Raw genomic sequence first — 12,804 nt, 5'->3', positions numbered from 1 at the left:
AAGGGGGAGTGACCGGAAGACTTGTCGCCGTCCATGCATAAAACCTGCGCCTGAGCGCCTGCGAATCACTAGAATGGAGCGACCGAAAAAAACAAGAATCAGTGGATTTAAGCCCCTTGAAAATTCAGCCTCTTCCGCCGCTCAACAGTTTGATTGCCTTTGAGGCTGCAGCCCGCCACTTGAGTTTTACCTTTGCCGCCAAAGAGCTGAATGTCACCCAGGGCGCAATCAGTCGCCAGGTGCGATTGCTCGAGGATTATCTCGGCAAAACCTTGTTCGAAAGGACAACCCGGACCATCAACCTGACGCCGACCGGGGCCCAGTACCACGAAACGGTTCGCGACTGTCTGCAGAGCCTGGCTCGCTCCACGGGGGAGATTCGGCAATGGCGCGGGGATCAGCAGGTGACCGTTGCCACCAGCACGGCAATGGCCTCGCTCTGGCTCCTGCCCAAGGTTGCCGAGTTTCAACGTCAGCATGAGGAGATCGATCTGCGGATCATTGCGATCGATCATGTGAAGGACTACGCCAGGCTCGATTGCGACCTGGCGCTGTATTACTGCGGTGCACCCCCTAAAGGCCTGGACGTGACACCCTTGTTCTCGGAAGAGATTTTCATGGTGTGCAGTCCGTCCTACCTGGCCACACATCCCCAGCTTTCAACCCTCGAGGGGCTGTCGTCCTGTACCTGGCTGTGGCTCGAGGATTCGCAGCGGGACTGGATCGGCTGGCCGGAGTGGTTCAAGCGTCTGGAGCAGACACCGGTTGCGCCCAGACACCGGATCAACATCAACAGCTACAGCATGCTGATCCAGTCGGCCATCAGCGGGCAGGGCGTTGCGCTGGCCTGGAACAATCTGGTCGATGATCCGCTGAGCACGGGAGGGCTGGTACGGCCGAACGATATCGTGCTGCAGACAAACGCCAAGTTCTGCCTGCTCGAGCCTCTCAGTACACGCGGCCCGCGACAAAGCGTGAAGTTGTTTCGTGACTGGCTGATGGGGCTGCCTTCCATCCAGGAATAAAGGGCCGTCCTGAAATGAACAAAGCCGTCAGCTTGCACTGACGGCTTTTTATTTGGCAGCGTGTCTGGCTGGTGTCAGCCGGCTTTTCGAGCGGTCAGCAATGAATCCGCAGCCCCGCCCAGAATGGAACCGCCAAGTGGCGAGACACTCTCGTGGGCTTGCTCCTGAACCGGTAGGCGGCCAGCCGGCGGCAGGTTCGGCAGGGCGCCGAATGGCTCTTCACGCAGGCTGCGAATCAGCGTGTAGCTCATGATCGTCATCAGAATCGCGATAGGCAGGCCCGCGGCGATACTCGCCATCTGAATGGCCTTGAGCCCGCCAGCCAGGAGCAGCCCCGCCGCCACGCCACCTTCGAGAATGCACCAGAGCAATCTGATCCAGTTCGGCGGATTGGTACTGCCCATCGCATTCAATGTGCAGAGCACCTGGGTGCCCGCGTCGGCGGTGGTAACGAAGTGAACGGCGAGCAGCAGGCAGACGAAAATCGAAAGCGCGCCACCGATCAACGGCCCGTCGAGTTTGCCGAGCAGGGTGAACATCGCCGCCGTGGGTTCTTTCTTGGTCGCAAGCAGAATGGTGCCGCCTTCGAACGTGGCCTTTTCCGTGACCTGTTCGGTGCTGGCGGCGGCCTGCTGGTACTGCTGGCGCTCGGTTTGCTCGCTCTTCAATGCGGCACCACCGAAGACCGACATCCACAGGATGGTGACCATCGTGGGGACCACCAGGGCACCGACGATCAGCTCACGAATGGTCCGCCCCTTGGAGATCCGAGCGATGAACAGGCCAACGAACGGCCCCCAGGTCATCCACCACGGCCAGTAGAACGCCGTCCACCAGTTTTGCCATTGAGTGTCTTTCTGCGTGTCCATCCACAGGCTCAAGCCGACCAGGTTTTGCACGTAGTCCCCGGTCGACTCGAACATCAGGTTGAGGATGTAGCGCGTCGGACCCACCAGCAGAACCACCAGCATCAACAGGATCGACATGTACATGTTGAGCGTCGATATCCGCTTCATTCCTTTGGAGAGGCCGGCCAGGAGTGAAATGGAGGCGATGATGGTGACGACCAGGATGATCGACAGCTGCAGCCCGACACTGACGGGCAGGCCAAAGACCTGGTGAAGGCCGGTGTTGATCTGCGCAACGCCAAGGCCAAGCGATTGGGAGACACCGAATGCGGTGATCGCCACGCCCATGATGTCCACGACATGGCCGATCCAGCCGTAGATCCGGTCGCCAATCAGCGGGTAGAGCAGGGACCGCAGCGCCAGGGGCAAGCCTTTGCGATAGGCAAAGTAAGCCAGGCTCAAGCCGATCAAGGTGAAAATCGCCCAGGGATGCAGGCCCCAATGGAACAGGGTGATGCGCATGGCCATGCTCGCGGCTTCATCCGTCAGCCCCTTGGAGAACGGGTTGTCGGCGTAATGCAGCATGGGCTCGGCGACCGACCAGAAAATCAGGCCGATGCCCATGCCGGCACTGAACATCAACTGCAACTGGAAACTGGCGGTGGAAAACTACTGCGAGGCCTACCACCTGCCTTGGGTGCACCCGAGCCTGAACAGCTATTCGCGCCTGGAAGACCACTACAACATCATCTTCGATCAGTTCGCCGGCCAGGGCAGCCATGCCTATAACCTGTCCGACGTCGCCGGCACACACCTGCCGATTTTCCCGTCCTGGCCGCAGGATCGCTTGCGCACCGCCGAATACGTCGCGTTCTTCCCCAACGTCCTGCTGGGCATCCAGGCCGACCACGCCTTCGCCATGATGCTGGAGCCGATCGCACCGGGTAAGACCGTCGAGCACCTGCGCCTTTTCTATGTCGGCGACGAGGCGCTCGACAGCCGTTTCGAAGCGGCGCGTGACGCGGTCATGCAGTCCTGGCGCGTGGTGTTCGCCGAAGACATCGCTTCGGTCGAAGGCATGCAGAAAGGCCGTCACTCCCCAGGTTATGGCGGTGGCGCGTTCTCCCCGGAAATGGATCTGCCGACGCACTTCTTCCACCAGTGGGCTGCGCGTCAGCTTCTCGCCTGCGCGCAGAGCGTTTGAGGTCATGGCCATGTATCCGATTCAAGCGCATTGGCTGAACTTCATCGACGGCACCTGGACCGACAGTGAGCAGCACCTCACCGTCAATAACCCAGGCACAACCGAGCCTGTCGCCACCATCGCCCAGGCCAGCGTGGCCGACGCGGAGCGGGCGCTGCAGGCGGCACGGCGCTGCGCCGACAGCGGCGAACTGACCCGCGCGCGGCCGGCGCAGCGAGTCACCTGGCTGCTGGAAATTGCCGCGCAGATCCGTGCGGTGACCGAGGAGGGCGCGTGGGTCCTGTGCCAGGAGAACGGCAAGAGCCTGCGTGATGCCCGCGACGAGTTCATCGAAGCGGCGCGTTACTTCGAGTACTACGCCGGCATGGCCGACAAGATCGAAGGCACCTCCATTCCCCTGGGCAATGGCTACATGGACTTCACGGTCTACGACCCCATGGGTGTGTCGTTGCAGATCGTGCCGTGGAATTTTCCGGTGTCCATCTGTGCCCGCTCGCTGGCACCGGCCCTGGCTGCCGGCAACGCCGTGGTGATCAAGTCGCCGGAGATTTCTCCGCTGGGGCTGTGTGTCCTGCTGCAGGCCATCGAGCGTGCCGGGTTGCCACAGGGCGCCGTCAACCTGATCTGCGGTCGCGGCCGGGAAGTGGGCGCCTATATGGCCGGGCATCGCGCGGTCAACCAGATCGTCTTCACCGGTTCCGTCGGCACCGGTCAGAGCATCCTGCGGGCTGCCGCCGAACATGCCATTCCCAGCGTCATGGAGTTGGGTGGCAAGTCGGCTGCCGTGGTGTTTCCTGATGCCGATCGCGAGCAACTGCTGGCCAGCGTGCGCAACGGCATCTTCTTCAATGCCGGCCAAGTGTGCTCGGCGATGTCGCGCCTGCTGGTGCACCGGTCCCTGTACGAAGAAGTGGTCGCGGACGTGGTGGCAATGGCTGAAAGCCTGGCTGTCGGTCTCGGCCAGGACAATCCGGACCTGACGCCGGTGATCTCCGCAGGCCAGCTCCAGGGCATTGAAGCCATGTGCCGGCGAGCCGAGGAAGAGGGTGCTGTGTTGGCAACCGGCGGTGAGGCGCTCAGCGGGATGCGCGGGCATTTCATGGCGCCAACGGTTTTCCGTGACGTCACCCCGCAGATGCAGATCGCCCAGGCCGAGGTCTTTGGTCCGGTGCTCGCGGTCATTGCGTTCGATACCGAAGAAGAAGCCATCGCCATCGCCAACGGCACCGAATTCGGTCTGGTCGCGGGGGTTTTCACCCAGGACCTCAATCGTGCCCTGCGTTGTGCGCGGCGACTGCGCGCCGGCCAGGTGTTCATCAACGAGTGGTACGCCGGCGGCATTGAAACGCCGTTCGGTGGCGTGGGGCTCTCCGGGTTCGGGCGGGAGAAAGGCCAGGAAGCGCTCTACAGCTACGTGCGCACCAAAAACCTGGCCGTGCGTATCGCGGGCGAGTGAGGGGAAAGCACCATGAAGAAGTGGCTCTGCATTATCTGTGGCCTGATTTATGACGAAGCCCTGGGCTGGCCGGACGACGGCATTGCCGCCGGGACCCGCTGGGAAGACGTCCCCGAAGACTGGTTGTGCCCCGAGTGCAAGGTGGGCAAAGCCGATTTCGAGATGATCGAAATCAGCGAGCCGGTGAAAGCCGTGGCGGCTGCGCCGGCAATCGCCAAGCTGCCCGCTGCTGTGGTTGCGCCGGCCCAGCCGGTGGTCATCATCGGTAGCGGTCATGCCGGTTACGGCTTGGCGCAGGCGCTGCGCAAAGCCAACCCGCAACTCGATGTCCGGGTGCTGACCCAGGACTGCGGGCACAACTACTCCAAGCCGGCGCTGTCGATCGCCCTGGCCCAGGGGCGCAGCGCCGAGACGCTGGCGACGGAAAGTCCGCTGGCCCTCGAACAGCGCCTGGGCATTCGCATCTATAGCCATTGCCGGGTCGAGCGAATCGACGCCCAGGCACGGCGCCTGTACACCAATCTCGGCGAAATGGCCTACGGCCAACTCGTCCTGGCCAGCGGTGCTTCGCCGCTGCGCCTGCCCATCGAGGGTTGTGCCGAGGCGCTGCTGAGCGTCAACAACCTGCAGGACTACCGCGCCTTCCGTGAGCGTCTCGACGGCGTGCGCAGCGTGGCGGTGCTGGGCGACGGGCTGATCGGCTGCGAATTCGCCAATGACCTGGCGAGCAGTGGTTATCAGGTTCGGGTCATCGGTCTGGGCAAGTGGCCGATGGAGCGCCTGTTGCCGGAACCGGCTGGCCTGCAACTGCAACAGGCATTGTCCGGTCTTGGCGTGCAATGGCATTTGCGCACGACCTTGCAGCGTATCGAGCAGGGTTCGAACGGCTATCGACTGGCGCTGGCCGATGGTCAGCACTTCGAGGCGGACCTGGTGCTGTCGGCCGTCGGCCTGCGTCCCAACCTGGAACTGGCGCAAGCCGCCGGCCTGGCCTGCGGACGCGGCATCAAGGTGGATGCGCAGCTACAGACTTCGCAGCGCGGCATCTATGCCTTGGGCGATTGCATCGAGGTCGATGGGCAATTGCTGCCCTATCTCGCGCCGATCAACGAGGGCATCCGCGCCCTGGCCAGGACCTTGTCCGGGCAGCCGACGCCGGTGACGTACCCACTCGCGCCGGTGACGGTGAAGACGCCGGCGGCACCTTTGTGCCTGCTGCCGCCCCCCGTCGATTGTGAGGGGCAATGGCACTGCGACGCGACGGGGGACGGACTGAGCGCTGCCTTCCGTGACAACGCCGGCGCCTTGCGCGGCTTCGTCCTGCTCGGACGGCAGGCCCAACAACAACGCAATGCCTGGCTGCAACGCTGCCAGGACACCCAACAGCATGTGGCCTGAGAGTCGACCAATGAACAGTATCGTTAACCTGCCTCATGATGACCGCAGTTGTGGCTGGTACGCCGCATTGCCGGAACCGCTGCCGGCCACGCGCCTGAGCGGTGAGCAAAAGGCCGACTACGTGGTGATCGGCGCGGGCTTCGCCGGGCTCGCCGCGGCGCGCCGGTTGGCCGAGCACATGCCGCAGTCGCGCATTCTGCTGGTCGACGCCCAGCGTGTCGGCTACGGGGCATCGGGGCGCAACTCCGGTTTCGTCATCGATTTGCCGCACAAGTTTGCCCTGGAGCATCCGGACCCCCGGCACAAGCAGCGCCTGCTCGGGCTCAATCGCGCGGCCATTGACCAATTGCAGACCCTGATCGGTCGTCACGGCATCGATTGTCAGTGGTCCCATGCCGGCAAGTATCAAGGCGCAGTGGGTGAGCGTGGCCTGGCGTATCTCGGTCACTTCGAGAAACTGATGGCGGACCTCGGCGAGCCCTATCGCGTGGTGGAACGCCAGGAACTGTCCAACGTGCTGGGCACCGACTACTACAGCCGCGCGATCTTTACGCCGGGTTGCTATCTCATGCAGCCGGCGGCACTGGTGCGCGGTCTGGGCGCATCACTGCCCGACAACGTCGAAGTACTCGAAGAGTCGCCCATCCAGCGGCTGGAGAAAGACGCCAGCGGCAACTGGATCCTGCAGGGCAAAGAGGGTTTGATTCGAACGCCGAAGGTGTTGCTTGGCACCAGTATCTTCACCCAGGAGTTCGGTTACCTGCGCAATCGGCTGCTGCCGGTGATGACGTTTGCCAGCTGGACGCGTCCACTCTCCGACGAAGAGATGGCGACTGTCGGCGCCCAGGCCGACTGGGGGCTGACGCCAGCCGACCACGCCGGTACCACGGTGAGGATGACCCGCGATCGCCGTCTCATCATCCGTAATACCTACAAGCATGTGCCGCGCTACGGGCGCAGCATCAATGACGCAACTCGCCTGAAAGTCCGCGAGGATCATCATGCGGCATTCCTTTCCCGTTACCCCCAGCTTGCCCACGTACCCTTTACGCACACATGGGGCGGGGTCTACGCGATCTCGCGCAACTTCACCAACTTCTTCGGGCAACTCGACGACGGCGTATTCGCCACCGCTTGCGACAACGGGGTAGGGGCCGCGTGGGGCACCATATCCGGCACGTTGCTGGCGGACAAGGTACTGGGGGCCGACTCGCAACGGCTCGATGACATCGAAACGGTGACGGGCATGCCTTCGCGCAATCCGCCGGAACCGTTCCTGGGGCTCGGGGTGCGTTCGCGTATCCGTTGGGCGGCCTGGAACAGCAGGAGCGAGCTATGACCCGTGCGCCGGCCGACAGCAAACCGGTACTGCTGGTCGATCACCGGGACCTGGACTTCGTGCATCGCGGCGGCCCCCCCGGGGGCGCCAGCGTTGCCCGTGCCGTGAGCAACGACGTGTCACCTCACCTGGGGATCGGCTTTGCGCGGTGGGAGGGGGCCGAGGTTGCCTGGACCTTGCTGTATGACGAAGTCATTTTCGTCATCGAAGGCTGCTTCGAACTGCGGGCGAACGGCGAACTGTACCGGGTCGTACCTGGGCAATTGCTCTGGATTCCCGAAGGTACCGAGCTCGTCTACGGCGGCCACGCACTGTTTGGCTATGTCGTGCATCCCGGTGACTGGAAGCAACGTCACGGCCTCATCTGATCCGGGAAACTGAACATGTTTGCGCTCACCAAGGTGTTTGCAACGATTTACGCTGCCGCGCTGCTGATGCAACTGGGCTCCAGCCTGCTGATGACGTATCTGGCCTTGCGCCTGAACGCCGCCGGTATCGCCGAGGTCTGGGGCGGCGCACTGATGGCGGCCAATGCGCTGGGAATGGTGCTGGGAGGACGGATCGGTTACTGGCTGATTGGCCGGATCTCGCATGTGCGGGCATTCGTGGTGAGTGCCGGCGTGATCGTCACGGCGGTGCTCAGCCATCAGTTGAGTGACTGGCTGGCGCTGTGGCTGGGGCTGAGGTTTGTGGTCGGCGTGGCGATGATGTGCCAACTGATGGTCATCGAAAGCTGGCTCAACGACTGCGCGCCGAGTGGTCGCCGTGGCGGAGCCATGTCGCTGTATATGGTGGCCAGCTACGTCGGCATGATGCTGGGGCAACTGTTGCTCAGCTTCGGCAATGGGCTCGATGCCCTGGTGTTGTCGGGCGTGGCGATCGCGTTTGCCATGGGGCTGGTGCCGATGGCCATGCACAGGGGAACACAGCCCAGCCCGATCAGTCAGACGCGGGTCAGCTTCATGCGTTATGTCCGGCGGCTCCCGCAATCGCTGGGCACTATTCTCGCGTCGGGATTGCTCAACGGCTGCTTTTATGGACTGACGCCGATCTTCGCTGCGCAATCGGGTTTCAGCCCCGCGCAGGTTGGTCAGTTCATGGCCTTGAGCATTGCGGCCGGACTGTTTGCGCAGCTGCCACTGGGCAAACTGTCGGACCGTTTCTCCCGTGTTGGCCTGATTCGCCTGACCGCCGCTTTGCTTTGCATCGCTTACCTGCCATTGGCCTTTATGCCGGCACCAGGGCCGGGCTGGGTCATGCTGGCGGGCGCAGTCATCGGGTTCCTGCAGTTCTGCCTGTATCCATTGGGCGTTGTGCACGCCAATGACAATCTGGAGCCGGAGTTGCGCGTATCCGTCGCCGGGGTGTTACTGGTGACGTTCGGCATCGGCGCGACCATCGGCCCGTTGGTGGCAGGTGCGTTGATGGAGCATTTTGGACGCCAGGCTCTGTACCTGTTCGGCATTGCCGTGACGGCGCTGGTTGTTTGCCTGGTCAGTGACAGGCAACGGGTTCCTGCTGCTGTTGCGCAGGTGCCGTGAGTGGGGCGTGAACGCCTGGAGGAACTCTTGAAGCAGGGGCCATGGATTTATTACGATGAAAGCCAGAGTCAGTTTGATCAATACTCTCACCGCCTCAGGCATGGATGTACCTTGCACAGTAGCTGCCAGCAGCGGCGGTAGGGATACTGCCCCGCCAATAATTACAGGAGTTCAAAATTGAATGGAAATTCGCAACAGCCGCCCGCAAGGTCGAGAAGTGTCCGAAAGATGTCGGTAGCGATGTTCATCCTGGTTGTTGTAATTGGGGTGATGACCATCTCGGCACTCGTTCAAAATCGTGAGCTGCAAGTTGAAGCAAACCCCGATCGGATAGGCGTGACACTGCAACCAGCACAGCATCCAAGCCCTTCAATCTCCACCCATGGCGACGCCTCTCCCATCATCACCGCAACTGATGCGCATGTCGTAACCGAAGTCAAAGGGCCAAGCAGGTCGGCGCCTGCAGATGCCCCGGCGAAGAATGGAATTTCCACTCACGGAGCGGCCTCGCCAATCGTGACCGGGCAAGGCGCTGTGGTTAAATCCACAGTCGACACCCGGCCGTGACGAAGGAAAAACTTCTCCGTGCGGTGATGATGCTTTCGGTGCTGGTGTTGCCTCAGCTTGCTCTGGCGCAATCCCAGAATATGCAGACCACGGGACCGTGCTCGTCGATCGTTACCGGTGCGGGCGCATCGGGAAATAGTTATTGCATCGGCGTCACGGAAGAAGTACTGGAGCGCCTGACCGACATCACTGCCGCGAGCCAGGGCCGCAGGCTCTTTGTGGCAGAGGCTTGGCTCAGCCCAACTCCGATGTTCGGACGCCCCGGCGGTGGTGAGCAAACCATCAATGAACAGGTCTATGTTTCAGTCCGTGTGACCAATATAACGGCGGCGCCAATTCTCCTGACGTCAGCCAAGTGGGAGATAGTGCAGGCGAGAAACCTGTCGAAAGGTGGCGGCTCATACTTCTCCAAGAACTTGTTGTGGCCCGTGATTTCGATGAACAAGCCGATCAAAATCGAGGCTGGGGAACAGGTCGATGTCGAGTTCGCTGAAGGATTGGAGCTGAATGGGATGGCCAGTCGCATCCGTGAGAATCGAAAACTGGACACTGCTTATACGCTGCCTGCCACCCCAACGCGGATTAACGGCGACCAATACGTCAATTGGTTCGCCGAACAGATGGGGCAACTGTACGGTGCAAAGGCAAAGCTGCGGCTCACTCTTTATGAGGGTGACTACAAACCTGTCGCCAGCCTGTTAGTGCCGCTTACCCAGGGCGTGGATTTGTTCTATCACGGCGAGGCGGTGGACCAGAAAGGAGGCGTTCAGTACGCGCCCCGCCTGGCTTACGACGCCTTCCTGGGCCAGTACCTGGAAATGCGTGAGAAAATGGAGCCCGGGTTTAATATCAATACTCCGCCAACCAGGGTAATCGAAGTGGTTCCAGATCCTGCCGTGTGGGGTAAGCAAAAGTATCGAGATCTCGGCGTTCAAGAGCAGCCGGAGGAGTAACGTGCTGCGTTGGAGCTTAAGGATCAGGGATCAGGCAAGACTCAAATCCAATCCGGCATAGTCCACCACCACACCCGGCACTAGCATGGCCTCACCTTGTCTCTTCAGAACCAGTCGACACGCGTAGGCACCGACAACCCCGTCGCCCTTCGTGTCATCACACTGACCTTCAGTTAAGAATCTTCTGCCTCGGGTGCACGGAAGGCCTTGCTGTAGTAACCGGACGGGTCGAAACAGCAAACCTTCTTCTTGCCGGATGCAAGCATATCGCAGGCGTCGCCAATGCGTTTTGCGCGCGTCTTGGTTTGCTTGGCTGAAGTAATCCAGTGTATCCAGTCCACTCGTGCGATGGTCGTCGTATTGTTCCAGACTTCACGAGCCTCGGGAGTGGCTGCCAGCGCCTCCTGAAAATCTGTCGGGATGTCAGGCTCGGGTTCCTTCTTCACAGGGGTTAGCTCCAGTGTAACGATATCCCCAACGACCACGCCCGCAGCTTCGATTAACTCTCTACTTACCGGCAGCCAATGGCTCAGTTGACCATCCGGTTCAAGGGTTGCCTGGAAAGGGTGCCCGTTGATCGTGCCTGCAACGGTCGTCCTTCCTCGCCGTGGAAGCTGTTCACTTGCGTCTGTTGGCAGTACTACGAACGCCCACGACGCATCACTGCCAGGTTTTGCCGGACGAAGAAGCCTGGCTTCGAATCTGGATTTCACATCGATGGTTGTCATTGCAACTCCTTTAACCAATACGCTTGACGGCTATTAGTCACTAGCCTGTCCAGCGGCTGATTCTGGCCGTTTTCTACCTGTCGCGAACGGCAGTTACCGAACCAATGCCGAGCTTCGGCGTTCCTACAGCCGTTGACGGTTTCGCTGCTGTTTGACCTTATACATCTCGCGGTCTGCCAGTTTTGTGGCCTCGTCCACAGTCATGCTCCCCGGTACCACTGCCACGACCCCAACACTCGCTCCGGCATATTGAACATCATCAAGACCGTGGCCCAGCTCATATCGCCCTATTGTCGCTTTGGACAGGCGCTCCTGAAGCAGTTCGGCGGCATGTCGCTTGTCCTTTTCCGGGTCCGAGTGTTCGGATGGAGTGCCCAAGGCGATCACGATGAACTCATCACCTCCGGTACGCCCGATGATGTCGCTGCTTCTAAGGACGTGCTGCAGTCGTGCGGCCACGTCGCGCAGTAGCTGGTCACCTGCCAGGTGACCGCGGGTGTCGTTGATGAGCTTGAACCCATCCAGATCGATGACACCGATCAGTATGTACTTGTGCTCCCGTTGGGCCAGGGCGAACAGGCGCGCGGCATCGTTTAAAATGGCACGCCGGTTGGACAGGCCGGTGAGTGGGTCCGTCAGGGCCAGCTTGGTCAACTCGGCGTTGGCAGCCTGGAGTCGCTCAACTAGCAGTCCACGTTCAAGGGAGTATCCCAGCAGCCCTGACAACAGCATCAGCAAGGGTTCCACGTCAGGAGAGCGGGCCACCTGATCCGAGCTGGCGGCACATACTGTCCCCAGCACTTGCCCGTCCTGGGACCTGATTGGCGCGCTCACGTAAGTTCTGATGCCCAAGGCCGCGGCGGCCTGCGAGTCACTCCAGCATTCGGCAACGTTATCCGAGTACATGCGATTTTCATCCAGCGCCCGCTTGCACAGAGTATCTGTCCAAGGCACGACCAGCCCTTCAGGAATCACCATGTCTCCGACGTTGCGTGCGAACTCGACACGCTGGACACCTTCGTCGGTATCAATGGTTGTCAGGTAGGTGGACTCCATACCGGTTACCTTGCTGAGCAGGGCCAGCAAGGGACGCGTTAGTTGCTCCAGGGTTTGGGCTTTTGGAATGGTATCGGAGAGAAGAGAAAGAATCTGATCCATTTGGGCGTGCCGATAGCTAAGTGGTATTTCATTATCGACTAATCAGCGCATTACTGAACATCGCAGGGCTTGAGCCAGTTGAATGAGGCTGCCAGGACAAGAGAGCGACCGTTTCTGGCTGCTCTCTGCCTGTCGAGACCGGCAGAGAGCAGCCAAAAGTGGTCAGTCAGCATCCTCGTATAAGGGGCGATTCAGTGATGACGTCGTCAGGCGACTCTGTTGCCCCGGTGCTTTGTACGGATCTTGATGGTTTTCATGGTGGCAACCCTGCTCTTTGATAAGGGAAAAGAATTTCCCGGTGGGGGTTGACCACGTATTTTAATACTGTACTATTCGCCTCCCGCTAACGAGCAACTCGATGTTGATCTTGGCTTAAGTAGTTGATTTTGTTGAAAAATCAGAAACTTTTAAGGTTGCAAGTTGAAAAGATGCGCTGTAAGATGCGCACCTCGGTTGAGATGAAAGATCTTAACCAACCGCTCTTTAACAACTGAATCAAGCAATTCGTGTGGGTGCTTGTGGAGTCAGACTGCTAGTCAACAGATTATCAGCATCACAAGTTACTCCGCGAGAAATCAAAGATGTAA

The 12,804-nt window shown here is 60.5% G+C and carries 11 protein-coding genes and 2 pseudogenes; 10 read left to right on the top strand and 3 right to left on the bottom strand.

Annotation, left to right across the window (positions count from 1 at the left end; all coding sequences use genetic code 11):
• Positions 1-116 precede the first annotated feature (116 nt).
• Entirely contained in the window at positions 117-1,025 is a 909-nt protein-coding gene (locus EI969_RS26100; protein ID WP_160390291.1) for a LysR substrate-binding domain-containing protein, read from the top strand.
• A 74-nt stretch (positions 1,026-1,099) separates the two neighbouring features.
• Here EI969_RS26100 and EI969_RS26095 read toward each other — a convergent pair whose 3' ends face one another.
• Positions 1,100-2,512, bottom strand: coding sequence for a BCCT family transporter (locus EI969_RS26095; RefSeq protein WP_371926026.1), 1,413 nt, complete (start codon positions 2,510-2,512; stop codon positions 1,100-1,102).
• Here EI969_RS26095 and EI969_RS26090 point away from each other — a divergent pair.
• The 9 genes and pseudogenes from EI969_RS26090 to EI969_RS26055 all read left to right on the top strand — a co-directional run.
• Positions 2,502-3,077, top strand: a pseudogene (locus EI969_RS26090) (RHO alpha subunit C-terminal catalytic domain-containing protein); the annotation flags it as partial. The gene EI969_RS26095 and the pseudogene EI969_RS26090 overlap by 11 nt on opposite strands.
• Before the next feature lie 10 nt (positions 3,078-3,087).
• The gene (locus EI969_RS26085) at positions 3,088-4,533 is read left to right on the top strand and encodes an aldehyde dehydrogenase family protein (RefSeq protein WP_160390290.1); all 1,446 of its coding nucleotides are present in this window, start codon (positions 3,088-3,090) and stop codon (positions 4,531-4,533) included.
• Between the two features lie 12 nt (positions 4,534-4,545).
• Positions 4,546-4,707 (top strand): annotated as a pseudogene (locus tag EI969_RS30690) (rubredoxin); the annotation flags it as partial.
• The gene (locus tag EI969_RS26080) at positions 4,696-5,931 is read left to right on the top strand and encodes an FAD-dependent oxidoreductase (RefSeq protein ID WP_256678368.1); all 1,236 of its coding nucleotides are present in this window, start codon (positions 4,696-4,698) and stop codon (positions 5,929-5,931) included. The pseudogene EI969_RS30690 and the gene EI969_RS26080, both read left to right, overlap by 12 nt.
• Before the next feature lie 10 nt (positions 5,932-5,941).
• Positions 5,942-7,270, top strand: coding sequence for an FAD-binding oxidoreductase (locus EI969_RS26075; protein WP_160390288.1), 1,329 nt, complete (start codon positions 5,942-5,944; stop codon positions 7,268-7,270).
• Complete coding sequence (locus EI969_RS26070) at positions 7,267-7,638, top strand: ethanolamine utilization protein EutQ (protein WP_160390287.1); 372 nt, start codon at positions 7,267-7,269, stop codon at positions 7,636-7,638. The genes EI969_RS26075 and EI969_RS26070 overlap by 4 nt, the downstream gene beginning before the upstream one ends.
• A gap of 15 nt (positions 7,639-7,653) precedes the next feature.
• Complete coding sequence (locus EI969_RS26065; protein WP_160390286.1) at positions 7,654-8,811, top strand: MFS transporter; 1,158 nt, start codon at positions 7,654-7,656, stop codon at positions 8,809-8,811.
• Between the two features lie 240 nt (positions 8,812-9,051).
• Complete coding sequence (locus tag EI969_RS26060) at positions 9,052-9,378, top strand: hypothetical protein (RefSeq protein ID WP_160390285.1); 327 nt, start codon at positions 9,052-9,054, stop codon at positions 9,376-9,378.
• The gene (locus EI969_RS26055; RefSeq protein WP_256678367.1) at positions 9,375-10,331 is read left to right on the top strand and encodes a hypothetical protein; all 957 of its coding nucleotides are present in this window, start codon (positions 9,375-9,377) and stop codon (positions 10,329-10,331) included. The genes EI969_RS26060 and EI969_RS26055 overlap by 4 nt, the downstream gene beginning before the upstream one ends.
• Before the next feature lie 173 nt (positions 10,332-10,504).
• On the opposite strand, the gene EI969_RS26050 is transcribed toward EI969_RS26055, so the two are convergent.
• Both EI969_RS26050 and EI969_RS26045 read right to left on the bottom strand, forming a co-directional pair.
• Positions 10,505-11,059 (bottom strand): YdeI/OmpD-associated family protein, encoded by a 555-nt coding sequence (locus EI969_RS26050; RefSeq protein WP_160390284.1) that lies wholly within the window; start codon positions 11,057-11,059, stop codon positions 10,505-10,507.
• Between the two features lie 123 nt (positions 11,060-11,182).
• Complete coding sequence (locus EI969_RS26045) at positions 11,183-12,217, bottom strand: sensor domain-containing diguanylate cyclase (RefSeq protein WP_160390283.1); 1,035 nt, start codon at positions 12,215-12,217, stop codon at positions 11,183-11,185.
• Between the last annotated feature and the right edge of the window lie 587 nt (positions 12,218-12,804).

Source organism: Pseudomonas sp. PB101 (assembly GCF_009764265.1).
Taxonomy (GTDB): domain Bacteria; phylum Pseudomonadota; class Gammaproteobacteria; order Pseudomonadales; family Pseudomonadaceae; genus Aquipseudomonas.
This window is presented reverse-complemented; position numbering and strand designations above follow the sequence as displayed.

What these genes read in the sequence shown, in the direction of transcription:
- EI969_RS26050 (WP_160390284.1), bottom strand. Translation starts at nt 11,059, where the DNA reads ATGACAACCATCGATGTGAAATCCAGATTCGAAGCCAGGCTTCTTCGT.
- EI969_RS26065 (WP_160390286.1), top strand. Translation starts at nt 7,654, where the DNA reads ATGTTTGCGCTCACCAAGGTGTTTGCAACGATTTACGCTGCCGCGCTG.
- EI969_RS26045 (WP_160390283.1), bottom strand. Translation starts at nt 12,217, where the DNA reads ATGGATCAGATTCTTTCTCTTCTCTCCGATACCATTCCAAAAGCCCAA.
- EI969_RS26095 (WP_371926026.1), bottom strand. Translation starts at nt 2,512, where the DNA reads ATGTTCAGTGCCGGCATGGGCATCGGCCTGATTTTCTGGTCGGTCGCC.
- EI969_RS26060 (WP_160390285.1), top strand. Translation starts at nt 9,052, where the DNA reads ATGTTCATCCTGGTTGTTGTAATTGGGGTGATGACCATCTCGGCACTC.
- EI969_RS26085 (WP_160390290.1), top strand. Translation starts at nt 3,088, where the DNA reads ATGTATCCGATTCAAGCGCATTGGCTGAACTTCATCGACGGCACCTGG.
- EI969_RS26070 (WP_160390287.1), top strand. Translation starts at nt 7,267, where the DNA reads ATGACCCGTGCGCCGGCCGACAGCAAACCGGTACTGCTGGTCGATCAC.
- EI969_RS26075 (WP_160390288.1), top strand. Translation starts at nt 5,942, where the DNA reads ATGAACAGTATCGTTAACCTGCCTCATGATGACCGCAGTTGTGGCTGG.
- EI969_RS26080 (WP_256678368.1), top strand. Translation starts at nt 4,696, where the DNA reads ATGATCGAAATCAGCGAGCCGGTGAAAGCCGTGGCGGCTGCGCCGGCA.